The sequence below is a fragment of the Micromonospora sp. C51 genome, from assembly GCF_018070435.1.
Classification (GTDB): domain Bacteria; phylum Actinomycetota; class Actinomycetes; order Mycobacteriales; family Micromonosporaceae; genus Micromonospora; species Micromonospora sediminimaris.
Genome location: NZ_JAGPXQ010000021.1, coordinates 80,203 through 103,269 on the forward strand (window position 1 = coordinate 80,203; position 23,067 = coordinate 103,269).

19 protein-coding genes are annotated in these 23,067 nt (G+C 71.6%); 7 read left to right on the forward strand and 12 right to left on the reverse strand.

Annotated elements, in window-relative coordinates; translation table 11 throughout:
- Nucleotides 1-68 precede the first annotated feature (68 nt).
- From KBX50_RS20445 to KBX50_RS20465, 5 genes are all read right to left on the reverse strand, one after another.
- Complete coding sequence (locus KBX50_RS20445) at nt 69-1,064, reverse strand: MarR family transcriptional regulator (protein WP_210938899.1); 996 nt, start codon at nt 1,062-1,064, stop codon at nt 69-71.
- Nucleotides 1,065-1,242: 178 nt separating this feature from the next.
- Entirely contained in the window at nt 1,243-1,593 is a 351-nt protein-coding gene (locus KBX50_RS20450) for an Lsr2 family protein (RefSeq protein WP_210938900.1), read from the reverse strand.
- A gap of 32 nt (nt 1,594-1,625) precedes the next feature.
- Complete coding sequence (locus tag KBX50_RS20455; RefSeq protein WP_210938902.1) at nt 1,626-2,780, reverse strand: FAD-dependent monooxygenase; 1,155 nt, start codon at nt 2,778-2,780, stop codon at nt 1,626-1,628.
- A gap of 554 nt (nt 2,781-3,334) precedes the next feature.
- Nucleotides 3,335-4,168 (reverse strand): hypothetical protein, encoded by an 834-nt coding sequence (locus tag KBX50_RS20460; protein ID WP_210938903.1) that lies wholly within the window; start codon nt 4,166-4,168, stop codon nt 3,335-3,337.
- Between the two features lie 389 nt (nt 4,169-4,557).
- On the reverse strand, nt 4,558-5,370 hold the full coding sequence (locus KBX50_RS20465; protein ID WP_210938904.1) for a hypothetical protein: 813 nt from the start codon (nt 5,368-5,370) through the stop codon (nt 4,558-4,560).
- 1,177 nt (nt 5,371-6,547) lie between these two features.
- On the opposite strand from KBX50_RS20465, the gene KBX50_RS20470 reads away from it, so the two are divergent.
- The 4 genes from KBX50_RS20470 to KBX50_RS20485 all read left to right on the forward strand — a co-directional run bounded on the left by KBX50_RS20470 (nt 6,548) and on the right by KBX50_RS20485 (nt 10,256).
- Nucleotides 6,548-7,573 carry a hypothetical protein gene (locus KBX50_RS20470; RefSeq protein ID WP_210938905.1) on the forward strand — a complete coding sequence of 342 codons (1,026 nt, stop codon included), beginning with the start codon at nt 6,548-6,550 and terminating at the stop codon, nt 7,571-7,573.
- 77 nt (nt 7,574-7,650) lie between these two features.
- Entirely contained in the window at nt 7,651-8,346 is a 696-nt protein-coding gene (locus tag KBX50_RS20475; RefSeq protein ID WP_210938906.1) for a DUF6461 domain-containing protein, read from the forward strand.
- 456 nt (nt 8,347-8,802) lie between these two features.
- Nucleotides 8,803-9,012: a hypothetical protein gene (locus KBX50_RS20480; protein ID WP_210938907.1), complete on the forward strand. Its 210-nt coding sequence runs from the start codon at nt 8,803-8,805 to the stop codon at nt 9,010-9,012.
- A 338-nt stretch (nt 9,013-9,350) separates the two neighbouring features.
- Nucleotides 9,351-10,256 (forward strand): NYN domain-containing protein, encoded by a 906-nt coding sequence (locus KBX50_RS20485; protein WP_210938908.1) that lies wholly within the window; start codon nt 9,351-9,353, stop codon nt 10,254-10,256.
- A gap of 6 nt (nt 10,257-10,262) precedes the next feature.
- Here the strand turns inward: KBX50_RS20485 and KBX50_RS20490 are convergent, their stop codons facing one another.
- From KBX50_RS20490 to KBX50_RS20520, 7 genes are all read right to left on the reverse strand, one after another.
- Nucleotides 10,263-11,153, reverse strand: coding sequence for a replication-relaxation family protein (locus KBX50_RS20490; RefSeq protein WP_210938909.1), 891 nt, complete (start codon nt 11,151-11,153; stop codon nt 10,263-10,265).
- Nucleotides 11,154-11,365: 212 nt separating this feature from the next.
- Nucleotides 11,366-13,798 carry an ATP-binding protein gene (locus tag KBX50_RS20495; RefSeq protein ID WP_307871024.1) on the reverse strand — a complete coding sequence of 811 codons (2,433 nt, stop codon included), beginning with the start codon at nt 13,796-13,798 and terminating at the stop codon, nt 11,366-11,368.
- Between the two features lie 74 nt (nt 13,799-13,872).
- Complete coding sequence (locus tag KBX50_RS20500; protein WP_210938910.1) at nt 13,873-15,657, reverse strand: VirB4 family type IV secretion system protein; 1,785 nt, start codon at nt 15,655-15,657, stop codon at nt 13,873-13,875.
- Nucleotides 15,654-16,631: a PrgI family protein gene (locus KBX50_RS20505; protein ID WP_247674084.1), complete on the reverse strand. Its 978-nt coding sequence runs from the start codon at nt 16,629-16,631 to the stop codon at nt 15,654-15,656. Before KBX50_RS20505 ends, KBX50_RS20500 begins: the two co-directional genes overlap by 4 nt.
- Nucleotides 16,628-17,542, reverse strand: a complete 915-nt coding sequence (locus KBX50_RS20510; RefSeq protein WP_210938911.1) for a conjugal transfer protein TrbL family protein — start codon at nt 17,540-17,542, stop codon at nt 16,628-16,630. The genes KBX50_RS20505 and KBX50_RS20510 overlap by 4 nt, the downstream gene beginning before the upstream one ends.
- Before the next feature lie 3 nt (nt 17,543-17,545).
- Nucleotides 17,546-17,926, reverse strand: coding sequence for a pilin (locus tag KBX50_RS20515; RefSeq protein WP_210938912.1), 381 nt, complete (start codon nt 17,924-17,926; stop codon nt 17,546-17,548).
- A 562-nt stretch (nt 17,927-18,488) separates the two neighbouring features.
- Nucleotides 18,489-19,373, reverse strand: coding sequence for an RNA polymerase sigma factor (locus KBX50_RS20520; protein WP_210938913.1), 885 nt, complete (start codon nt 19,371-19,373; stop codon nt 18,489-18,491).
- A gap of 788 nt (nt 19,374-20,161) precedes the next feature.
- On the opposite strand from KBX50_RS20520, the gene KBX50_RS20525 reads away from it, so the two are divergent.
- The 3 genes from KBX50_RS20525 to KBX50_RS20535 are packed head-to-tail and all read left to right on the forward strand — an operon-like array spanning nt 20,162 to nt 22,591.
- On the forward strand, nt 20,162-21,097 hold the full coding sequence (locus KBX50_RS20525) for a hypothetical protein (protein WP_210938914.1): 936 nt from the start codon (nt 20,162-20,164) through the stop codon (nt 21,095-21,097).
- Nucleotides 21,090-22,091, forward strand: coding sequence for a TRM11 family methyltransferase (locus KBX50_RS20530; RefSeq protein WP_374224681.1), 1,002 nt, complete (start codon nt 21,090-21,092; stop codon nt 22,089-22,091). The genes KBX50_RS20525 and KBX50_RS20530 overlap by 8 nt, the downstream gene beginning before the upstream one ends.
- Nucleotides 22,088-22,591, forward strand: a complete 504-nt coding sequence (locus KBX50_RS20535; RefSeq protein WP_210938916.1) for a DNA cytosine methyltransferase — start codon at nt 22,088-22,090, stop codon at nt 22,589-22,591. The genes KBX50_RS20530 and KBX50_RS20535 overlap by 4 nt, the downstream gene beginning before the upstream one ends.
- Nucleotides 22,592-23,067: the final 476 nt, after the last annotated feature.

Here is a 23,067-nt window from a genome sequence, read left to right on the forward strand (position 1 = left end):
ACCGGGGGCGGGCGTGGTTCCGGGAAAGTTCGACGCCCGCCTCCGGGCTACCGGCAGGGCGGGGTCGTTCAGGCGGCTCGGTCGGCGAGGGCGAACGTGGCGGGTTTTTCGGCGGCCAGGATCGCCCGGCCGGTCGCGACGAGCTTCACGGCGGCGTTGTGGACCGCGCCGGCGCTGGCTTTCCTCGCGTCGGTTCCCTCGTTGGCCCGGTCGATCAGCTTGCACAGCTCGCTGACCTTGTACTGCTGGCCAGGGTTGGCCTCGAGGATGTCGAGGATCGCGCCGCGCAGGGTGCCGGACGCCCGCCGGGCAGAGGCCCGTGCCAGCCCCTCTGCCGCCTCCGTGGCCGGCGGTGCGGCGGGTGCTTCCGCAGCGGGTTCACCCGTGGTGCTGTCGGTGGTCGCGCCGGCAGGGGGACCGTCGGGTGTGGCTGGTCCGGGGTCCGCGTCGTACGCGGCGGGCGGCGTTGCGGTGGCGGCGTCGACGTCGTCGGTCGCTACCGGCACCTCGGGCTCGGCGGTCGAGCGGTCGCTGCCGTCGCCATCGTCGGGATCGGTGTCCTCGGCTTCAGCGTCCTCGTCGGCTGCCGGCTCGGGATACTTAGGAGCGGGCGGTGCCGACTCCTGGGCGGCCTGCGGCTGCCCGTCGGCGGGAGGCTCGGCGGCCGGCCGCTGGTCGTGGTCGCTTCCGGCAGCATCTCCGGTTTCCTGCGTGTCGTCGCGCGGCCCGTGTTCCGCGGCGGTTCCGGGTGTGTCGGCTTCGCGAGTGGTGGGCTCCGGTGCGGGTTGGCCGTGATGCCCCTGTTCGGTCTGCGTGAGGCCGGTGTCGGTCAGCCGCCACAGGCTGGGTCCGGTGTCGTTTCGGGTGGGCTCGGCCAGTCCCGCGGTTTCCAGGGTGCGCAGTTTCGGGGTGGTGGTGGAGTAGCCGAGGCCGGCTTCGGTGGCGATGGCGGCGGCGGTGGCCTCGCCGAGGCGGTGCAGCGCGGCGAGGACCTTCGCGACGCTGGGTGCCAGTGGCGCTGGTGCGGCCGTATCGGTGGTCGTGTTGGTGGGGGTGCTGGTCATGGGCGCTGGGTCCCCTTTCTCCTGCCGTCGGCAGGGGTGGGCGAGTGAGGCGTGTGCACTGATGCACGCTTCGAATCCGGCATTGATCAAGTCGTCTGCCCGGAGTGCGGGATCGCGGCGACGCGCACGGGTGTGCCGCCGGGCGATGGTTCGCCCGGCGGCGCCGGTTGGTGGGGTGTCAGTGGGCGGCGTGGTAGGCGTCGCGCACCGAGGCGGGGATGACGCCCCCGGTTCGTGGCCGGGGCAGATTCAGCTCCTGCCAGTTGGTGGTCCACCACCAGGTGCGGATCTCCTGGCTCTGGGTGCGGCTGGTCACGGTGCGGTGCTGCCGCCGTGGTGGCCGGGGCTGTTTGGGCAGGCGGCGTCCGGCGGTGATGAACGGGCCGAATGCCGCGGCCATCCGGTCGAAGTTGCTGGCGGACAGGTCGATCTCGTAGGTGACGCCGTTGAAGGCGAACTGGTAGGTGCCGACGTCGTCGGTGGAGCCGTCGAGGTCGTCGACGAGGATCGCGGTGGTCTTGGTGGCCACGAGGCCACCTCCTCTCTTGTAGGGGGTGCGGTTTACGGGGTGGGTTGGTGGGTGCCGAGGCCGAGCCGGTGACCGATGACCGCCCCGCGGTGCACGGCGGCGACGGCGGCGGGCAGGTGCCGGCGTTGCCACCCGTGCAGGGCGGCGGGCAGGTCGGCGGCGTACTTGCGGTGCTGGGTGAGGGCGGCGACGAGTCCGGCGGCCTGTTCGATGCCGTTGTTGGCGCCTCGGGCGGTGTGCGGGCGGACCGGGACGAGGGCGTCGCCGAGCAGGACGGCATGCCCGGCGCCGACCGGCCACACCATGCGCTCCGGTGGGGTGATGTCGAGGACCGGTACCGCCATCCGGGTGCTGGTGGCCCGCACGAGCGCGGCGTGTTCGGCCGGTAGGAGCAGTTCCGCGTGGGTGTCGACGTGGGTGCGGGCGGCGGGGCTGACGTGCCGGGGCAGGGCGAAGACCCGGCGGGTGGGGTCGGCGCCGGACCGCCGCGCGTACTCGGCGCTGGTGCAGTCGAGGTAGAAGGTCCAGTCGCAGCCGCCGGGTACCGGGGCGAGGTTGAACTGCACGCCTGGGCAGGGCTGCAGCCGCAGGAAGTCCCGCAGCCCGGCAGGTGGGGTGATCTCGGCGAGGCCGCGGTGGGCGACGTAGCCGGCGTAGCGCAGTCTCCGGTGTGGATCCAGTAGCCGGCGTCCGGTGGAGGAGCGGCCGTCGGCGAACACGACCAGGTCGGCGGCTGCGGTGTGGCCGTCGCGGAACCGCAGCACCGGCTGGCCGGCCCGCTCGGTCAGGGCGGTGACCTTCATGCCGGTGTGCAGGACGCCGGCGGGTAGGCGGCGGGTCAGCGCGTGGTGCAGCAGCGTCCAGGTGGTGTTGCGGCCCGGGTAGGTGCGTCGGATGGTCTCGGCCGGGTGGCGGTCACGGATGCTCATCTCGACGATGGCCTCGGAGTCGTGGGCGACGAACTCGCGCTGGTCGATGCCGAGGCGGTCGAGCACGTCGAGGGCGGGACGTTCCAGGCCGATGAGGCCGCCGCCCAGGGGCGCGGACGCCGGCGCGGCCTCGAAGACGGTGACGGCGTCGAATCCGGCCTGAAGCAACAGCAGCGCGGTGATCGGGCCGGTGAGGCTGCCGCCGACGACGGCGATGGTGGGCTGCCGGTCGGAGGCCGGCCTGACAGGTGGTGTCATGAGGGGTTCCCCTTCGGTAGGGCGGGCGGGAACCCGGGCACGGCCGTGCCCGGGTGTGCGCGAGTGCGCGGGTGGCCGGGCATCGGCCGGGTCGTGCGGTGACGAACCGTGTCAGCGGCGGTGGGCCGCCGGTTGCGGTTCGGCGAAGACGGTGCGGCGGTGCGATGGAGGCCGCCAGGTGACGTCGGCAGCGCGACGGCGTCGTGCGGGCAGCGGGTCGGGCGCAGGAGTCCGCCAATCCGGTCGTTTAACGGCCAGGCGTGGTGGACAGCGGCCGCACGGGAAGGGGCCGCCGCGCACGCCGCAGCGCCTCAGTGGAGACCGGGGTCAGGGGCGGTCGCGTCCGGTGAGGTCGGCGTGGTGTGGCCCGCCGTACGCCGGTTGGCGGCGATGACCGTTCAGGTGGGCAGTCGGGTGAGACCGCGGCGACCACCGTGGTCCGGGTGGCGTGGCTGTCGGCGGTGACCCGGACCCGCAGGATCTACTTGCCGCTAGGGGGTTCCTGGTCAGCTCGTGGCTGTCGTGGCCGCCCTGGCGGTGCACCTCGTCGACGATCACCGGTCTCGCGGGCTGGTGGCGGGTGCGGTCGCTGTGGTGAGGGTCCATGGCCACTGGTAGGCGCCGACGGCGTAGCAGCCGTTGGCGTCCGGCGCGACCCGGTCGTGCTCGATCCAGCGGCTGCCCAGGCCGTGGTCGTGTTCCCACTCGACGGTGACCTCGTCGCCGTCGAACCGCAGGCGGGGATGCTCACCAGGCATGTCACCGGGGTGCAGGGCGTCGAGGTGGGCGGCCATGCGCCGCACTGCGTACCGAGGGAAGCGGCACAGCACGCCGGTGCGGCTCAGGGTGGTGTAGCCGGTGGCGACCATGGCGCGGAAGGTGCCGCCGCCGACGACGTCGCAGGTCACCGTCGCCGGGGTCCAGGTGGCCAGCGGCGGGGTGATGTCGCCGCGGCTGCGGGAGATGCGGTAGCGGTCGTTGGTGTCGTCGCGGGCCGGGTCCGGGTGCAGTCCGAGCCAGGGCAGCTCCTGCTGGCGGGCGTAGCGGAGCAGGTCGAGCAGGTCACGGCGGCCGTCGCGGTGCCCGGTGCGCAGGGGCAGGAAGCCGTGGCCGTCGTCGGCGGGAACCGGGTTGCCGGTGGCGCCGGTGGCGGTGTGGGTCCAGGTCTCGGCGTGGGCGCGGTGGTGGGCGCCGTCGGCGTCGTACCAGTGGGGGACACCGTTGGAGGACAGCCAGTCGCCGTCGGTGTCGTGGGACCAGATGAGTGCGGCCTGCTCCGGCAGGCCGGCCCGGTACTGCTGGCGGGTCGGGCGGTGCGCGCGGGTGGCGGCGGCGTGCTCGGCGAGGGGCAGGACGTCGTCGATGCGGAACCACAGTCGGTGGGACATGGCGGGACACCTCCGCTGGATGGTGGGAAGAGGGAAAGGTCGGCCGTCGTGCTGGCCGGGCTTGTGCGTCGGCCCAACCAGGGGCACCAGGCCGCGCCGACAGGCGGCATGCGGCCACCACGGCCGCTCAAGTCCTGGCGCACGGGCTCTGCGGAGCTGGGTACGAGGGCCGTGCCGAGGGCGGCTACCTGCGGTGGCGGTCTGGACGGCTAGCCGGGCAGGGTGTACGTCACGGCACCGTGGGCCGGGGCCTGCGTCCGTTGCTCGGGGTCGGTGCGACGCCCGGCGGCGGCGCGGGCGATGTGGTCGGGCCGGTCGGGTCCGCCGTCCGATTTCCTCAGGAAGAGGGGATGGGTGGCGGTGTCCGACCGGCTCCGGTCCTGGTGGTGCTACAGGGTGACGGCGATGAGCCGCTGGTGGGCCTCGACGGTGTCGAGGTACCGGTTGGCCTGCTCGAGGTAGGTCACCCGGTGGGTGAGGGCGTCGCTCGCTGGCGCCAGCTTGTGCCCGTCCGGGGTGAGCAGGGCGTCGCCGCACACTGCCGTGCTGGCGCTGTAGTGCTGGTAGGCCATCGGGCCTGCCTGGAACATCTCCAGCTGTCCCACGCTGAGGTAGCCGCTGCCGTGGCTGGCCGCGTTGTGCATCCGCATCGCGTTGACGCGGGGTTGGTGGTGGAAGTCCGCCACGGCCCGCTCACGCGGGTACCGGGCGGGGTCCGCCAGGTGGCGGGCCAGCAGGGTCGGCCACGGGGTGGCCGGGCGGGTGCCGTGCACGACCCGCTGCCACAGTTGGTGGCGGATGCCCGCGCCGACGCCGGCGGCGTGACGCATGGCGGCGAGGTCGAGCAGCTTGGCCGGTCCGCCGGCGCAGTACACCGGGCGTCCCTTGCGGGGCGCGACCAGGTGGCCGCGCTGCCACAGCCACATGGCGGGGCTGGCCCAGAAACGCGGCTGCAGGGTGCCGGACACACCGAAGTGCCGGTCGAGCTGGGTGGCGGTGAGCGCCTGCGACGGCAGACCGTCGGGCAGGCAGACGATCATGGTGCTGATCGTCGCGGTCGGCGTGACCACCGGCCTGGCGGCCGGGGTACCGGCGGTGGGGGTGGGCGTCGGAACGCTCGTGCGGCCCTTGCGGGGCGACACTGTCGGGACGCGGGTGCCGTAGCGGCTCAGGGGAGTCGCGGCACCGTTGGGTGCGGTCATCGGCGGGTTCCTCCTTTGGGCGGGGGCGTGCTGTGGGCACGCGGAAGCGGCCGGCCCACCGAATACATGGGCGGCTCACAGGGGTGCGGCGGGATCGGTGCTGGTGGTGCGGTGCGACCTGGGAGTCGCCGCGCGGCGCGGGCGCCGACCGGCCTAAAGGCGGGTGGGCGGAGCGCACCGTCGGGTGCGGCGGTGGTTCCCGAGGCGGGACCGGACCGGTGGAGCGATATGTGGGTGAAGGTGGTGCCGATGACGGTAGCGGCCGGATCTGTCAGCGCCGCCCGCGCCGACGATCGTCAGTAGTACGGTTGACCTGCGCTGTGAGACATTCCGGCCCGTTGTGAGCCGTCGTCGACGCGAACGTAGTCGGGCTTCCCGACGCTCACAAGTGATCTTGACTGCTGACAGACGCTGCAGGGTGGCCGCGCCAGGTGGATGACGCAAACCTGGGGATCATCGAGGAGGAGTCGTGGGGTCTGCCTGGCGGTGAAAGCCGTTCGCGCGGCCGCTGGCGTTCTCCGTCCGACGGAAGTGCTCGCGGGCCTCGACGTCGAACTGGTCGCGTCCCGCTCCGAATGGATGGTCTGGACGACATCGGAACACGCCTCGTCCGCTCGAAGGCGCGGCCCCGGGACGCTATAACCCACCCGACGGCGCGAGTGACGACCATCACTGAGTTTGCTCGAGATCCTGTGTCACCGGCTGACGTTCCCCTTGTAGCTGGGACTTTTGGGTGGCATCCGAGGGGTCTCTCATCGCCATCATGTAAACATTCTTATCAATTGTCACTCGCTGACAATATCGGGACCAATGCATCTGTTGATCTCTTGGTAGCCTCCACACTCCCGTAACCCAAAGAGACGGAGGGGTAGCCTTGAGTGATGCTCGTCGGATGAAGTGGATCAGTCGCCTCCTCATCTTGGTGGTGGGCGGCGGAATCGCCGCCGGAGGCGCACCAGCGCAAGCAGCCGAATCTGTCGCCGCGGGCCAGAATCCACGGGCCGACAGCCGGCACCAGGCAATCGCCACCATCACCCCCGCTGACCTTCCCCGTACGGAAGTAGGGCGCGGTCAGCAGAGAGTCCGAACTGGTCAGTCATGTACGGCCATCGCGCCGGCCGCTCGCGCCGCTGTCGGTGGCGCGGTGAAATCCTGCGTCGAAACCACACCGCAGGCCGTGAGCCGTAGCGGCTCGGCGGGCACCACCGCTGCCAACGAGGCCTGCGACATCACCATGCCCGGCTACTGGACGTGGACGCGGACCAGCGGCCTGTGCCTGAATGGCATGACGGTCACCTACACCCTGTACAGCGACAGGGGCGCGGTGCTGGGCACCGGCGTCATGAACATCGCCACCAGCATGACCCTCAGCCAGAGCAGCGCCGCGTGGAACGAGTCGGTCACTGTCCGGGTGACCGGCGTGACGGGGCAGGTGAGGAGCCTCGACATCGCCTTCGATGTGGCTTGCACCTCGACCTGCTCCGCGACGACCAACCGACCCTGGCCCGGCTCACGGAATGTCGGTCCTGGCGCTTCGGCGTCCGGCACGGTCACGTACCGAAGCGCCGTGGCCTCCGGGGCGCGGGACACCAACATCCAGACCAAGTACCACATGTATGTCACGACGGCGGGCAGCATCCCTACCACGCCGAACGTCTACTGGGATAGCCCCGTCCAAGCACCGATCCGCTGCGACGCGGAACTCAGCACGCCCGGCTGCGTCATCCCGGAACGGCGGGCGATCCTTGAGTACTCCGTCTCGGATCCGAACCACGGCGAAGCCGCCGCGCTCTACCAGTTCGCCCAGGCGTACCTTCGTGGCTGGGCTCCGCTGAGCCGGACCGACAGCCAGGCCATCGCGGACGCCAACCGGGAGCGCACCTGCGGCGCCGGCAGCAGCGACCCGTTCGTGTACATGCCGGAGTACGTCCCGAACGACTCGTGCGACGAGTTCCCCTTCGCCGGCACCTACGAGGGAGGAACGGACGGCCGGCTGTGCGCGGACATCCTCCCGCTGTACGAGAACGGCCAGTGGGTGCTCTACGAGGCTCGGGCAGACAAGCCGGTGACCTTCAACGAACCGTGCGTACGCGGCCATGTTGACGTAGACGCGAACTCCTCCGCCGGAGGCAAGTACGGTGCCTTCGTGAGGAACCAGCGTGTCCTCGACACCGAGAAGTTCGACGTCCACGCCGTGAGCTGACGAAGACGTGGCAGGGCGGGGGCCCGAAGAAGCCTCCGGCCCCCGCCCTGCCCCCTGGGACAGCGCAGGAGACGTACATGAGTGAAACGACGGCCGGACAGTGGGCCTGGGCCGAAGATCCACGCCTGGTCATGTGGTGTGTGACATTCACCCGGGCCATCACGGCCCCGGAAGTGCTCGCGCGATACGGCGCGGACCCGCGAGTCGCCCGCCTGCTCGACCGCGACGAGGCCAACTCCTTGTACGCCGAGACCGCGCAGGAAGGGTCGATGTTGCGTGCCGGTTCCTTGGGCATGTGGTCGTTCTGTTTCGAGGAGCACGGCATCACCGGCGCCATGTCCGGCACATGTACCGCCCTGTCCGAGGGCACCGAGACCCTCAGCGTCCTGCGTGGCGCCGACGGCATGAACAGCTTCGCCCACTGGCGTGACGGCCGGCGCGTCGAGCGTTTTGAGCCCGGCATGACCTTCACGAAGCCTCAACCACCACACCCCTGGTGGGACGCTGTCGAGGTTCACCTCGCCATACGTCCTTCGCCGCATTCGCGGCTGATGTCGGTCCTGGAGGTGGTTGCGGCACACATCGGTGCCGCGCTCCACTCCCGCACCGTCGAAGGGCCGCTACTCACCGCAGCTCTTGTGACCAGCGGGGAATCTCTCTCGCGAAGCCGCCCGCGTACCACCAGCCGCCGTCCGCCCGGGCGCCTGCTCCCCAGCCCCGCGTCCGTCCCACCTCCGGCTCAGATGGAAGGGCGGACCGAGGAACGCGAATAGGAGCACCCGCTGTCCGGGTCATCACGCGATCGCCCGACGGGGTCGACCTGCTGGGGGTCTAGAGGTCGTCGAAGCGCTGTGGGTTGGTGACCGTGTCGGGTCCGTGGTCGCAGGGCAGCTGGTGCAGGTAGCGCCGGCAGCCGGGTTCGGAGACGAGGGTCCACACTCGGCCGGCGGGATCCGCGTGATGGCCGCTGAGGAAGGCTCGGGAGGTGATCGGGAATCCTCTGCCGGGTGGGCGGCCATCTGCGGGCAACTGCTTGCCTTGCCGCTGCCCTGTCTGGTTCCTATTACCTGCAGACGTTAGGCTCGCGACAGGGGAGGGATAGCGTGCAATTTCGCTGGAGGCTGGCTGGGCTGGTATCCGGCGTGGCCCTATTCGCGACTGGTTGCGGAAGTGATGACAGACCGCCGATCGCCGGTACCTGGGTCATGGCGGAGAACAGCTCGCGGACGATGACAGTACGGGACGATGGTTCGCTGTCGGCCAGCGTGGGCATCTCATGCACCGGCGCCACGAAGAGTCAGGGCGATCGGGCGTACCGGTTCGAGTTCGACTGCGGCATGACTAAGTACTCGTTGGACGGAACGCTGAGCGCCGACGGCACGAACCTCACCATGAAGGACCCGAGCACCGATCAGAATGCGGTCTGGAACAGGAAGTAGGGCGAACGGAGGGCTGTGCCGCAGCCAGCCAAAGTGCCGGCCAGGATAGGTATCCCGTCTCAGCTTCCGTGAGAAGCCTCCCGTTCACCGACCGGCGCCACCGACCGCATCTGCCGTCGGATCGTACGTCCAGCGAGCGATTGTGGTCATGCGGCGCGTGGTGTGCGTCCAGACCCGAGGGGCCGCGTTCGGCGTGTACGGCGACTCATGGCCTACAAAGAAGAAGTCCCTGACGTGTCTCCGCGATCAGCCAAGGTGGTGACATCCTGGGAACCATGAGGTCTATGTGTTCCCTCTACGTGGATGCCGGCTACATGCTTAGTTCCGCAGCTGTCCGAGTGACCGGGACGTCGCTGCGCAGCGGGATTCACGTCGGCTACGCGCCGCTGATCGACGCGCTTGTCAGGCAGGCCGAGAGGATTTCGGAGCTGTCTGTGCTGAGGGTGCACTGGTACGACTCAGCCAAGGACGGCGTGCCCGATCTCCAGCAGCAGCGCATCGGCGAGTTGCCCAAGGTCAAGTTGCGGCTTGGCCGGTTCGGCATGGACGGCCAGCAGAAGGGTGTCGACCTGCGGATCGGGCTTGACCTCGTGACGCACGCGCGCAACGGAGCTGCCGACGTCTTCATCCTCGTCTCGGGCGACGACGATCTGACCGAAGCTGTCGAGGAGGCCCAAGCTCACGGCGTGCAGGTTATCCTGCTCGCCGTTCCCAGTAAGGAGAACAAGCCCCACGGCATCAGCAGGCATCTCATTCGGGCGGCCGACGGAATTGAGATCCTGTCTCCGGAGACTGTTGACCAGACGGTGGCGAAGGTCGAAATGCCGCCGCCATCGGTTTCGCAGCTGGTGGCGGTTGTTCCGCCAGCCGGGAAACCGCAGGTCAGGCCGACGCCCAGGGACCTCGCCGAACTGGGAAGTTCAGCTGCGGTCCGGCCGTCGCCTGTGATCGTCTACAGCGCGACCACCGGCCGCGAGCCACAGGTCACGCCGGGGTATGAGGACCCTGTCGAACTTGCCGAACAGATCGACTCCGTGGTCATGAATGTCCTGACAGCATTCCGCAAGTCTGCCACTGCGGAGGCCCTGGCTGAACTTGAAGATGGGAAGCCATCGATTCCACGCGACATCGACAAGGCGTTGCTGACCGATTTGTCTGATCGCCGTGGTGAATTCGACCTGAGTGAAAACGTGCGGCACAAGCTTCGGGCACAGTTCTGGAAGAAGTATGACGAGGTGCCGTAAGCGGGTTCACTCGCTACCGGAAACGGGGTCATCGAAGCGCTGTGGGTTGGTGACCGTGTCGGGTCCATGGTCGCACGGCAGCTCGTGCAGGTAGCGCCGGTAGCCGGGTTCGGAGACGAGGGTCCACACTCGGCCGGCGGGGTCGGGGCCGTGGACGGCGGTGGCGATCGGGCTGGCGGTTCGTAGTCCGGCGAGCACGCCGAGGAGGCTGGCCTCGCGGCGTGGGCTGGGCACCCAGAACAGCACGGGGTAGCGGGGGCCGAACGTGGTGAGGCGTTCGTAGCCGCGCAGTTTGGCCACGACCCGGGCCAGGTTCTCGGTGTCGTTGTCGTGCTCCAGGAAGAAGCCGGTGGAGGTATCGCCGACGGTCCATACGCCGTGCCCATCCGGCCGGATGCCCGCCTGGGCGTAGACGGTGGTGGCGTGCTGTTCGGACCACCAGCGCGACAACAGGGCACCGCCGGTGCGGCGGGCGGTGGCGATCAGGTCGGTGAAGAACTGGTTGACGCCGAGCAGGTGGTTGACCTGGCCGCTGGCGGCGATCCGCTTGGCGCGCTCCAGGGAACTGCGCGGCGGCTTACCGCCGCTGCCGGTCGGATCGTGGTAGGCGTTGGGGTGGAGTTGCAGCCCGACAGGGCCGAGGGTGTAGAGCAGCGACCCGTAGCGGCCGGTGTGGCTGCTGCGGCCGAAGCGGTACAGCACGTCGAGGCGGTGCAGGATCGTGAGCCGGCGTTGGGCGGTGCGGCGGTTGTCGAAGAAGGCGTTGGTGATCTGGTCGGTGGACAGCAGGTAGTGCTCGGCCAGCAGGGCCAGCAGGGCGTGGTCGCGGGGGACGATGCGACCGAAGACCGCGAGCGGGTCCGGTTTGCTGGAGGCGGAGGGAACACGGGAGTACACGACGGTTGCTCCTAGGCAGGATGAGGTTCCCCTCCCGATCGGGAGGGGTGTCTGGCGAGGGAGAGGTCGGTGCGGAGGGACTGTCAGGGGGTGTGTGCGGCACTGACAGCCCAGGTCAGCACCGTGGTGGAGGTGCTCGCCTGTGATGGAAGACGAGCCCGGTGGCGAGCCGGTGCGCGACCCTGATGACGCCACCACGCTGGCGGGAACAGTCAGGGGCGGCCGGACTTCGGGCGGGCACGCCGCTGGTCGGGTGTTCGGCTGAGTCGCTCGACGAGTTCGTCGACGGCGCTGGTGTCCTGGGCGGGCACCGCCGCGGCGGCGGCCTGCCGGATCGCGGTCGCCTCACCGACGACCGGCCTCGGCGGCCGGGTCCGCATGGTGAACGCCGGGGTTTGGCGGCCGTCGACGAGCAGGCGCGCGGCGGCGGTGTACGCGTCGAGGTGGGCGAGGTCGTGCTCGCCGAGTTCGGGCAGGGTGTGCCGGGCGAGCTGCCGGGCGTCCTCCGGCGCGACCGTGAAGTACACCTTGTTGCGTGCGTTCGCCGACGCGGCGGCGAGCAGGTCTCGGGGAAACTGGGCGAGGTCCTGGTGGGCGAGGACGAGGGACAGCCGGTACTTGCGGGCTTCGGCGAGCATCGTGTCCAGCGAGTTGGCCAGGGTGAGGAAGTTCTGCGCCTCGTCGATGATGAGGCTCGCATCGCGGCGCCGCTCGGGTGGGATTCCGGCGCGGGCGGTGGCGGCCTGCCACACCTGGGCGAGGACGAGGGAGCCGAGCAGCCGGCTGGTGTCCTCCCCGAGCACCCCCTTCGGGATGCGGACGAGCAGCACCCCGCCGTCGAGCACGCGCCCCATGTCGAAGCTCGACTTCGGATACCGCATGGTGCGTTTGACGAAGTCCCGCAGCAGGAAGGCCCGCAGGCGGGCGAGGACCGGGCCGATGACCTGGGAGCGGAGGCTGTCGTTGAGGCTGTCGTACCACTGCCAGAAGCCGCTGAGCCCGGCCGGGTCGTCGAGGTCCACGGTCATCGCGGACCGGAACTGCGGGCTGTTGAGCAGTGGGGGAATGTGCTGCAGGGTCACGTTGTGGTGGCGCAGCAGGGTCAGGCAGGCCACCCGCATGACGTCGTCCATCCTCGGCCCCCACGCTTTGGCGAAGATGTTCCCGAAGATCGACACGAGGTTGTCGACGACCAGGTCAGGATCGTCGCCCTCGAGCGGGTTCAACGTTGGCGGATTCTCCTGGTCGGGATCGAACAGGACGACGCGGTCGGCGACGGTGGCGGGGAGCCGGTCGAGGATGTCCAGGACGAGGTCCCCGTGCGGGTCGATGACGACAGTGCCCCGGCCGGCTTTGATGTCGTCGAGGGCCATGTTGACCAGCAGGGTGGTCTTGCCCGTTCCGGTGGAGCCGATCACATGCAGGTGATACCTCGCGTCCGGCACCGACAGCCCGACGCCGTGGCCGCCGATCTCGGCGTCGCCGAGCACTTTCACCCCGCGCCCGCCGGTGGGGACGGCGACCGGCGCCGGCATGGAGGCGGCCCGCGCCCGGTCCAGGCCAGGCACGGCCAGGTCACGCGGCAGCGCCGCGAGGGCCGCGAGTTCCGGGGTGCTGGTGAGGAACCCCGGCCCGAGCCGCCGGCCGGCGAGGACGGCCACCGGCGTTCGCATGCGGGTGCGGTGGGTGAGCCGGTTACGTCCGGTGTGGATGGCGAAGGCCGAGGCGAGAGTGTCGGCGATGCCCCGCAGCCGGCCGCGCGGGTCGGCGCCGGTCCGGCGGCTGGTGGTGGCGACCGCGTACCGGATCCCGGTCTGCCACAGCGGGTGCGCGGTCTTGTCGAGGATCGCCCGCACGTCCCGGTCGACGGCGGGATCCCGCCGGGCGACGGGCTTGGTGGTGCGGCTGGTGCCGCCGCTGCCGGGCAGGAACGCCTCCAGCAGCCACAGCAGCGGCGCGGCGGGGTTGACCGCCGGGACGGCGGTCTTGCCGGCCCGCAGCCGCCCGGCCGCCCGGCGGGCGCGGGCCGCCCGCCCTGGGGTGGCCGGGCGGGCGAGGACCTGCACACAGGCGTACTCGCCGGGTTTCAGCTGGGCCCCGGCGGACATCAGCGGGCGCAACGGGTCAGTGTCGTGGTCGGTGGCCAGCGGCAGCCACTCGGGGTGCACGGGCAGCAGGTGCCCTCCAACGGCGGGATACGCGTGCCGGGGGATGGGCGGTGGCGGGTCGGGGTCGGTGGCGGTGGCCGAGCCGGGCCACGCGGCCCGCACCGCCGCCTCGACCGCGCCGGGTGGGACGGTGCCGGGCACCCAGACCGAGATGAGCAGCTGCCGCCCGGACCAGGTGTACTGCCACACCACGTGCGGGGCGCCGACGAACAAGCGCCGCCGCCGTGAAGGGGTCAGTACGCCGGCCAGGTTCGCCCACAGCGCGGCGGCGCTGTGAGGGTCCACCTCGGGCGGCGGCGCGATCGTCACGAGGCGGGCGCCGTGGGCGTGCTGGTGGTGCCGCCAGGTCTCGACCAGGTTATGGGCTGCGATCCCGACGGCGAGCAGGCCGGCGGCGACAGCCGCCAGCCACGGCCGCTGTCCGGCCCACACGGCGACGTCGACCAGGGCATCGCCTGCGCCGGTAGGGGGCGCGATGACGTCGATGCCCGGCCCGACCGTGGGGCTGGGTGCCGACAGGCGCGCGCGGATCAGCGCGCCGACCGGCGGGTTCACAGCTGCTCCTCCTCGTCGTGGTCGGCCAGCTCGGCCGGGGTCGTGGTACAGAGCGCGTGTTCCGTGTCGGAGGAGATCGACTCGAAGCTGGTCCGGTTCGCCCCGGAAATCAACAGGCCGTGGCCGCGGCGGGCGGACAGCAGCAGCCGCCGTTCGCCGCCGGTGAGCCCGAACGCCGAGCCGACGGCGTCAATGGCCTGCGGGGCCTGGCGCAGCAGCACCTGGGTGGCGGCGTTGGACACCACCGCCTGGCCGAGGTCGGTACCGAGTACGTCGGCGGCGTCCTGGGTGATGACGGTCAGCCCGGCGTTGCGTTTGCGAGCCGCTTTCGACATACGGAACAGGAAGCGGGCACCTTCGCCGTCGCGCATCAGCAGCCATGCCTCGTCGACCACCACGAGCCGCCGTCGCGACGGGCGGGTGGGGGCGTCGACGGTACGCCAGATCGAGTCGAGGGCGAGCAGGGAACCGACGGTGCGGAGCTCGTCGGGCAGGTGCCGCAGAGACCAGACGACGAGGTGCCCGGCCGGCGGGTGGGTGGTGGGGCCGTCGAACAAATCGGCGAAGCTGCCCCACACCCACGGTGACAGCCGGGCGGCCAACGTCGCCGCCGCCGGGTCGCCGTCGCCGCGAAGGGTTTCGACCAGGTCGCGGAGCAGCGGCGCGGGCCGGTGGTGTGTGCCCGGGGCGGCGGTGATGCCCGCGGCCCGGTAGACGGCGAGGATGGCCCGGTCCAGCGCCGCGCGTTCGGCCGGTGGCGGCTGCTGCCCGAGCAGCACGGCGATGAGGGTGTGCAGGAACAGCCCGCGGCGGGTCAGCGTGTCCGGGCGCCGGTCGCCGACGGGCAGGTCGAGGGGGTTGATCGTCACGCCGGGCACGCCGAGTCGGACGATGCTGCCGCCGACCGCGTCGGCCAGGCGCGGGTACTCGTCCTCGGGGTCCACGACCGCGACCCGCACGCCCTGGTAGAGGTTGCGCAGGATCTCCAGCTTCACGAAGTACGACTTCCCGGCCCCGGAGCGGGCCAGGACGATGGAGTTGTGGTTCTCCTGCGCCCACCGGTCCCACCACACGACGCCGCCGCTGGCGGGGTTCACGCCGTAGAGGACACCGCCGGCCGCTGGCGGGTCGCCGGGCAGCGGGGCAGGCAAGTCCGGGCTGGACAGCGGGAACGCGGCGGCGAGGGCCTGGGTGTCCATGGTGCGGAGCATCCGCAGCCCGTCGGTGGCGAGGGGCAGGGTGGTGGTCCAGCCGGCCAGGTGCCGCCAGGTCGCCGGTTGGACGTCGAGGAGGGTGGACGCGGCAGCGGCCCTCACCTGCGCGCACGCCTCGACGAGTTCGGCTTCGGTGCGGGCGTGCACGGTCAGGTACAGGCCGACGCGGAACAGCTTCGCCGCACCGCGGGCGAGTCGTTCGGCGAGGTCCGCGGCGTCGTGGGCGGCGGCGTCGACGTAGGGGTCGGCCAGCCTGCCGCGGTCGGCGTCGGCCCGTCTGGACGACTCCAGGCGGGCCTGTTGCTTGCGCAGCCGGTCGGCGGCGACCGGCGCGGGCAGCGGTTCGATGTGCAGTGTGAGGTCGAGGCGGCCGGGCCAGGACAGCAGCGGTTCCAGCCACGCCGGACCGACCTCGGCCGGGTAGCCGGTCACCACCAGGGTCGCGGTGTATCCGTCGCCGACGCGCAGCCAGCGGGGCGTGACCTCGACCGACGCGGGCGCGACCGTCGACGCCACCGACGCCGGCCGCGGCTGCCCGACGTCGCCGGACCGCATTCTTCTGATCATGTCCTCTGTCCTTTCTCGCGGTCGCGGGGTGGGGTGGTAGTGGTGATGACGGCGTCGGGGGCGGCCAGCCCTCCGGGGCGTGGCGGTCGGTACGGGTCGGCGGCGCAGGTGAGGGCGGCGGTGACCGCCGGGCCGTCCAGGACGCGGGGGGTGACGCCGAGGCCGGACAACGCGTGGACGGTGTCCTCGGCGCGCCGCCGCGCGGCGTGCGGCCCGCGTTCACCGGCGGGGGTGCGGGTGGCGATGAGGACCTGCCGGCGCAGCGGATCCCGGCGCTTGGTGAGGTCGGCGAGGAAGTCGGCGTGGTCGGCGCACGCGGCGCCCAGCCGCGGATGCGGCTGGGCGGCAGCGGCGGCGGCGAGGGTCCGGCTGTGGGAGGCCAGGTCGACCGGCTGCGCGGACACGACGATCTGGACCGGGGTCGACAGGCTGTTGAGCCAGCGTCCCCAGCCGTCGATCAACGCCGCCTGCTCCGCCGGTGTGCGCAGCGCCAGGTTCACGGTGGTGGTGCCGACGATCGCCGCCCGCCCGCCGCCGAGGCTGATCTGCCCGTCGTCGTCGATGGCGTCGGCCGGCAACGTCAACGGCGCCGGCAACGCCTGCCGGCCGGTCTTGGGGGCCGCGACCCAGTCCGGCACACCGCCGTCGCCATCGGCGCTGGAGGTGGTGGTCAGCGACCTGGGGGCACGGGTGTGGCGTACCGCGTGCAGCAGCCACACATCCAACGCCAGGCCGTCACGGCGGCCGAGCGCCACCCCGCAGGCCAGCCCGCCGATCACCACCGCGACGCCGGCCAGGACCGGCATCGCCACGACGTCGTGCAGCGCCTGCCACAGGCCGTAGACGACGAGCGCGCCGACGGCGACGATCGCCAGTTGGTGGAACGTCAGCCCGTAGGCGACCTTGTCGGGGGCGTCGACGTCGGCGGGCATCCGTGCCCTGGTCGACGGCTCGTCGAACTCTGTTCGGCTCATCTGATGCTCCTTCGGATGCTGTGGAGGCCGGGAACGGTGCGGGCGAGGTGCTGCACCACGACCACGCGCACGGCCGCGCCGAGGACATGTGCGCCACCTGGGGTCTGGCCCGCCCAGCGGGCCATCAGGGCGGGGATCTTGACGGTGGTCCAGAGCAGGACCACGACGACCAAAAGGTTCAGCGTGCCGCCGGGGTCGACGGGCAGGCCGAACACGGGCAGCAGGGCCGCCGGGTCGAGCAGCATCTGCTCGCCCGCGGTGAGCAGGAACGCCTGCGCGACAGGGATCGCCAGGCATCCGGTGTAGGCGCGCCACCACAGTCGGGCGACGCCGTCGGTGGCCGGCAGCGCGTGGCAGGCCAGCGCCAGCGGCGCGATGGCCGTCATCACCAGCAGCGTCACGAACCGGCCGATCATCTGGAACGCGGTTGTCACGACCAGCACGGTGATGATCAGAACGAGCACCAGGAACAGCAGCGGCACTGTGTGGTCCTGCGCCGCCCGCACATGGCTGTGGATCGCGTCCAGTGCCCCGTCGCCGTCGTAGCCGCCCTCGCCGACCGCCCCGGTGAGGCCGTTGGCGAGGTCGATCAGCTGGGCGCAGAGCAGGTGGGAGAAGTGTGCGGCGGTGAACCCGACGACCAGCCTGGGCAGCAGGTCCTTGACCGTGTACCGGGACCGCTCGTCGCCGCCGGCGACCATGACCAGGACGCCGGCGGCGACGAACGCCAGGACGAAGACGGTGTCCACGATCCACACCGACCGGCCGGTGAGCGACTGCACCTGCGGCATGCCCGTGACCTTCGGGGTGGTCAGCAGGACGCCGGTGATCAGGTCGAAGATCGCGGTGAGGCAGGCCAGCAGCGCCTCGGTCAGCCAGCCCAGAGCCTGGTCGAGGAACCATGCCGGCACGGCTCAGCCCCCGACGATGCCCTGGACGACCTGCAGCAGGACCGGCGCGAGGACGGCCAGACCGTAGCCGACCAGCGCGTTACGCAGGGCGAGCTTGGCCTTCTCCACCTGCGACGGGTCACCACCGGCGGTGGCCCAGTACACGCCCGCCAGGACGAGGAAGAGGCTGGCGATCGCGGCGAGGATGCCCATGATCCAGGCCCGCAGGTTGGCGATCACCACCGGCAGCGAGTTCGCCGCCAGGTACGTCATCTCGCCGGGATCGGCGAGCGCGGCGCGGGGAAGCGCGAGGGTGAGGACGACGCCGGCCAGGGGCACGGCCACGCGACGAGCGAGCCGGCCGGCGCGTCGGGTGCGAGACGTGGGGTGGGGAGTGGGGGACATGGCGATTCACCTCCCGCCACACCCCTCGGGCACGAGTGGTGTGCCGTCGGGGTGTGGCGATTACTCGAAGCGGTCAGGTCGGGCCGCCGCCGGGCGCGGGGACGGGCGAACCGCGTGGTCCCGGGAGGAGCGCGTCCTCCCTCGTGGGTGGGTTGCGATCATCGATGTGGTGTCAGCGCATCAACTGGCGCGGCACCCGAGGCACGCGCGTTCGCGTCGCTTCCCCGTGTCGCCCGGCGACGGACAGGACCGTCGGCCGGTACGGCTCGGTGACGGTCCCGCACCCCCAAACCGGGCCGTGTGATCCCTGACGAACACTTGCCTCGCTGACAACCGACCCCCACGGGCTCACAGGACAGGTCACGGCGCTCGTCGCGGACCCGGGGTGTGATCGGGACGAGAACCCGCACACAGCGGCGGGGGACGGCTACCGGTCAGACCGTGTGAGCGCCGCCCGGGCTCACCGCCCTTGACACGGCAATGCCCGACGGACCGCGACAGAAAGGGCGGTGGCCCGACATCTCGTGACGTCGGGCCACCGCGATCTCGGTGGGAAGGCTCGTCAGGCAGCCGCCGTAGCGCGCTCCACAGTGGTGTCGCGGCGGGCCGTCGCGGCGGCGCGACCGGCCCGCCGCTGGGCGCGGTGCCGCGCCCGTGTCCGCAGCCGCGCCACGGTCTGCGGCGACGCGACCCCGGTCAACAGGCCCTCCGCCAGGGCGTCGGCGAGGCGGCGGTCGATGCGCGATAGCCGCATGCGCAGGGCGTCGACACTGACACCGACCGCGGCGGCGATCGGCTCGATCGACCGGCAGCCGAGCCGCACGTCGATGTAGGCCTGCTCGTCCTGCGCGTCGAGGATGCCGAGGACCACCGCACGGCGGACCAGCAGGTCCGGATGCCCATACGGCACCCCCGGAGTGCGAGAGCCGGCCGCCATGTGCTCGATATCCGCCACCGGCCGGTACTCCCGCTCCCGCAGCCACAGGTCCCGGCCGGCCCGCCACGCCGCCCGGCACAGGCTCGCGTACGGCGCCGGTCTGGCCAGGTCCGCCCGGTCGCGAAGCGCGGTCAGGAAACCGGTCAGGATCTCGGCGTCCACATCGCCGGGATCTCCGTCGTAGCCCTCGCACAGTCGGGCCGCGTACTGCCGCAGCGCCGGCAACGCCATCCCCACCGCCCCCACCACCCACTGCGGGCCGTCGAGCCGGGCACGGCGGATCAGCTCCCGCCACACCTCGTCACGCGCCCCATAGGCGCGGGGATGCCGCAACAACCAGTCCCGTAACACGGACAGCGACATCACCCGCCGCGGCAGGCCGGTGTCGGCGCCGAACCCGGCGCAGTCGAGGACCAACGGCGGATCGGGCTCGCACGTCAGCGCGGCGAAGGCGGTCGCCGCCGCGTCAAGGGCGGAGGTGGGCCAGTCCGAAGCGTCGGACACACTCATGACAGAACTCCTATGACAACGAAAAGACTCGATGCCGCTCGCCAACTGGTGTCACCGGCGACCGGTGCCATCGATTCCGCCACAGGGCCCTCACGAGCCTCTGACAACGCCGTTCAACACCCGGGTTCGTCGTCACCCAAAGCAGGGGCAATGCCATCGACCTGGTGTCGGTGGCGGGGTCTGACAAAGGCGGTCTCACCTGCCCTGTGACACACCGACAGAGGCCCGCGACGACGAGAACCGGCGACGGCGGCGCAACCTCGCGCCCCGACCGGCGACACCGTGCAGATGTCCTCACCGCGGTCATGTCCCCGTACCTGTGACAACCCCGGTCGGTTCACCGCGCCACTGTCACCGCTCACCGACTGCTGGCCGCGCCACCCCGCCGCGAACCTGTGACAGTCCGGCGCCTGGCGGCGGCTCCTGCCGGTCGTCGGGCCGGAGCGGTGACAGCCCGGGCGGGTCTCACAGCGCTGGTCAGGCGCTCTCATCCCGCGTCGACACCCGGGCGTTGCCCGCCACCGGGGTCAGCGTCTGACAGCGCCTCCTGCCAGTGACCCGGCGTCACTGACAGGAGTGGGGACGAACCCGCCCATGCCAGTGACGGCCCACCGGCTGCCGTGGCTGACCACCGTCGCATCCCGTCGAGAAAGCGACCGAACCAGGACAGGTCGGCACCCCGGACGGCGGTGTGAGCGGTTGTGGGCCCGGCGAGTGTTCGCCACGGCTCACAAGCCCCGGTTTGGGGATGTCAGCGCGTCACGGCGCGGCGCGGAGCCGACATCCAGATGAGCGAGCACCCGCCGCACCGCACCCAGCAGGCCGACCGCAACGAGCCGGCCGGCCCCGTACTCATCGACCTGGTCGCCGGAGACCCGCCGGTCCCGATCACGGTCTGGCGCACGGCCCGTACCGGCGCCGAAACCCACGCCAGCCTGCCCACCCGGCTCGCCTACCGCCTCGTGGCCGCCTACAGCCGGCCCGGGGAGGCGGTCGTCGACCTCACCCCCGACCACGCCCTGACCACGACCTGCGCCCGGGGCGGGCGGCGGCACCACCGTGCCTGGTTCACCGACAGCTCCAGCCTGATCGTCGGGCCCTCCACCACCGCCCTCCCGCCGACACCCGAGAACGACCCGGTCACCTCGTCCCGTGAGCCGGACACCGGTGACGGCCAGGACCCGCCCGAGCTGACCGACTGGTTCGGCGACGACCTCACCGACCCCGACCCGTCCGACACCGACCACCCCGCGACCGTCCGGCCGCCCGACGACGCTCCGCTGGACGCGGCCACCAGCCTCGTGGTCGCCTGCTGGCCGCTGCACGAGACGGACACCACCGCCCGGGTGCGGCTCGCCTGGCTGCTCGCCGCCTGCGCGCGGCTGCTACGGCCTGGCGGCTGCCTCGTCCTCGTCGTCGGCGTACCCGCCGGCACCCAGCCCACCCCGGAGGACTTCGGCCCGCTCGTGGCCGCCACCTCCCGCGCGGGGCTGGGCTACCTACAACACATCGTCGCCGTCGAGGCTGACACCGACGGCGACCAGTTCATCTACCACGTCACCGACGAGGAGTTGCTCGCTCTCGTGCAGGCCAGCCCCGAGCAGTGGCGGGTCGCCCACCGTCGGGTCCACGCCGACCTGATGATCTTCACCCAACGTCAGTCACCTGCGCCGCCCGCATCCGGACGGCGCCGCCCTCGGGACGGCGGTGACCGTCGTGCCTGACCCCACCCCCGCGGGACACCGCGACCCACACGACCCCGACACCCACAGCACCGCCGCCGGCGAGGACTACCACGGCCGGCATCGCCCGTACGAGGGCGGACACCGCGCCAACGCCGACGACCTGTCCGTCTGGGCCACCGCCCAGTCCACCGGCCCGGTCCAGCGACGCGGCCGGTACGTGCCCGAGTCGGTCAAACACCCGGCCCGGATGCTGCCGGCGATCGCCGCCCACGCCATCGACGCCTACACCCAGCCCGGCGACCTGGTCCTCGACCCGATGTGCGGCATCGGCACCACCCTGGTCGAGGCGGTCCACGCCGGCCGTGACGCCTTCGGCATCGAATACGAGCCGCGCTGGTCGAACATCGCCGACGCCAACATCCGCCACGCCCACGACCAAGGCGCCACCGGACGCGCGTCAGTCATCCGCGGCGACGCCACCCGCCTGACCACCCTGGTCCCCACCGCCCTCACCGGGCAGGTGGCCCTCGTGGTCACCTCCCCGCCCTACGGGCCCACCGTGCACGGCCTCGTCCGCCCCGGCGCGGACGGGGTGATCAAGTACGACGACCGGTACAACGACGGCGAGGACCGGGGCAACCTCGCCTACCGCGACCTGACCGGCCTCACCGACGGGTTCACCCAGATCCTGGCCGGCTGCGCCACCCTGCTGCGCCCCGGCGGCGTCGTCGTGGTCACCGCCCGCCCGTGGCGCAAACGCGGCGAACTCGTCGACCTGCCCAGCGCCGTCATCGCCGCCGGCCAGCGCGCCGGCCTCATCCCCATCGAACGGTGCGTCGCCCTGCTCGCCGCCGTCCGCGACGGGCAACTCGTCGCCCGACCGTCGTTCTTCCAACTCCAGCAGGTCCGCAAAGCCAGAGCCGGCGGCGTGCCGATGCACCTCATCACCCACGAGGACGTCCTGGTCTTTGCGCTGCCGGAACTGGGGCGAGGCGGGGGCAGCGCAGACCGAACCGGACCGGGAGGCGAGTGATTGACCGCCAACCCGAACCGCGCATCGGATCGCTGTGCACCGGCTACGGCGGCCTCGACATGGCCGTCGAGCTGGTGCTCGGCGGCCGGCTCACCTGGTACGCCGAGGTCGACCGACACGCCCGCACCGTCCTCACCCACCGCTGGCCCGGCGTGCCCAACCTCGGCGACATCCGTACCGTCGACTGGACCCGCGTCGCGCCCGTCGACATCGTTACCGCCGGGTTCCCCTGCCAGGACATCTCCGACGCCGGCAAACGCGCCGGCATCACCGGCCCCCACTCCAGCCTCTGGCACCACATCACCAACGCCCTTCGCCTTCTTCGACCACCGCTCGTATTCGTGGAGAACGTGGCCACCCTCCGCCGACGCGGACTCGACGTCGTCCACGCCGACCTGGCCGCGCTCGGGTACGACACGAGCTGGCTATGCCTACGCGCATCCGACATCGGCGCCCCACATCGACGAGACCGGCTGTTCCTGCTCGCCACCCGTGCCTGAGGTAGGGATGCGGCTGGCGACCCTACCCACGCCCTGCGCCCGTGACGGCAAGGGACCCGGACACCAGCACGGACTGCCCGACGTCATCGAACCCCACGGCACCCGACACGACCTGCTGCCGACGCCACGCGCCAGCGACACCGGCACCCCAGGCCGCCGCGCCGGCACCGGTTTCCGGCCACCACTGTCGCAAGTACTCCTGCCCACCTCGCGGGCCACCGACGGGGAGAAAGGCTGCCCCGGACAACGAGGCTCCCACGGCGACCTCACCCTGCCCTCCGCCGCCGTACGCATCCCACCACGCCGCCTGCCCACGCCACGCGCCTCCGACGCGCGAGGCCCCAGCTACTGCCGTGACCACGAACGTTTGGGGTGTTGGGTCAGGCTGCGCGGGTGGCGGGTTGGCCCCAGCGTTGTTGTCGTTCGCTGCGGATGCGGGCGCGTTCGCGGCGTTGGGCGGCCAGGACGTCGGGGTG

Excerpts from the sequence above, each read along its gene's own strand:
- KBX50_RS20515 (WP_210938912.1), bottom strand. The coding sequence starts at position 17,926 with ATGTCCCCCACTCCCCACCCCACGTCTCGCACCCGACGCGCCGGCCGG.
- KBX50_RS20465 (WP_210938904.1), bottom strand. The coding sequence starts at position 5,370 with ATGACCGCACCCAACGGTGCCGCGACTCCCCTGAGCCGCTACGGCACC.
- KBX50_RS20455 (WP_210938902.1), bottom strand. The coding sequence starts at position 2,780 with ATGACACCACCTGTCAGGCCGGCCTCCGACCGGCAGCCCACCATCGCC.
- KBX50_RS20460 (WP_210938903.1), bottom strand. The coding sequence starts at position 4,168 with ATGTCCCACCGACTGTGGTTCCGCATCGACGACGTCCTGCCCCTCGCC.
- KBX50_RS20500 (WP_210938910.1), bottom strand. The coding sequence starts at position 15,657 with ATGATCAGAAGAATGCGGTCCGGCGACGTCGGGCAGCCGCGGCCGGCG.
- KBX50_RS20505 (WP_247674084.1), bottom strand. The coding sequence starts at position 16,631 with ATGAGCCGAACAGAGTTCGACGAGCCGTCGACCAGGGCACGGATGCCC.
- KBX50_RS20480 (WP_210938907.1), top strand. The coding sequence starts at position 8,803 with ATGACAGTACGGGACGATGGTTCGCTGTCGGCCAGCGTGGGCATCTCA.
- KBX50_RS20475 (WP_210938906.1), top strand. The coding sequence starts at position 7,651 with ATGAGTGAAACGACGGCCGGACAGTGGGCCTGGGCCGAAGATCCACGC.
- KBX50_RS20520 (WP_210938913.1), bottom strand. The coding sequence starts at position 19,373 with ATGAGTGTGTCCGACGCTTCGGACTGGCCCACCTCCGCCCTTGACGCG.
- KBX50_RS20525 (WP_210938914.1), top strand. The coding sequence starts at position 20,162 with ATGAGCGAGCACCCGCCGCACCGCACCCAGCAGGCCGACCGCAACGAG.
- KBX50_RS20445 (WP_210938899.1), bottom strand. The coding sequence starts at position 1,064 with ATGACCAGCACCCCCACCAACACGACCACCGATACGGCCGCACCAGCG.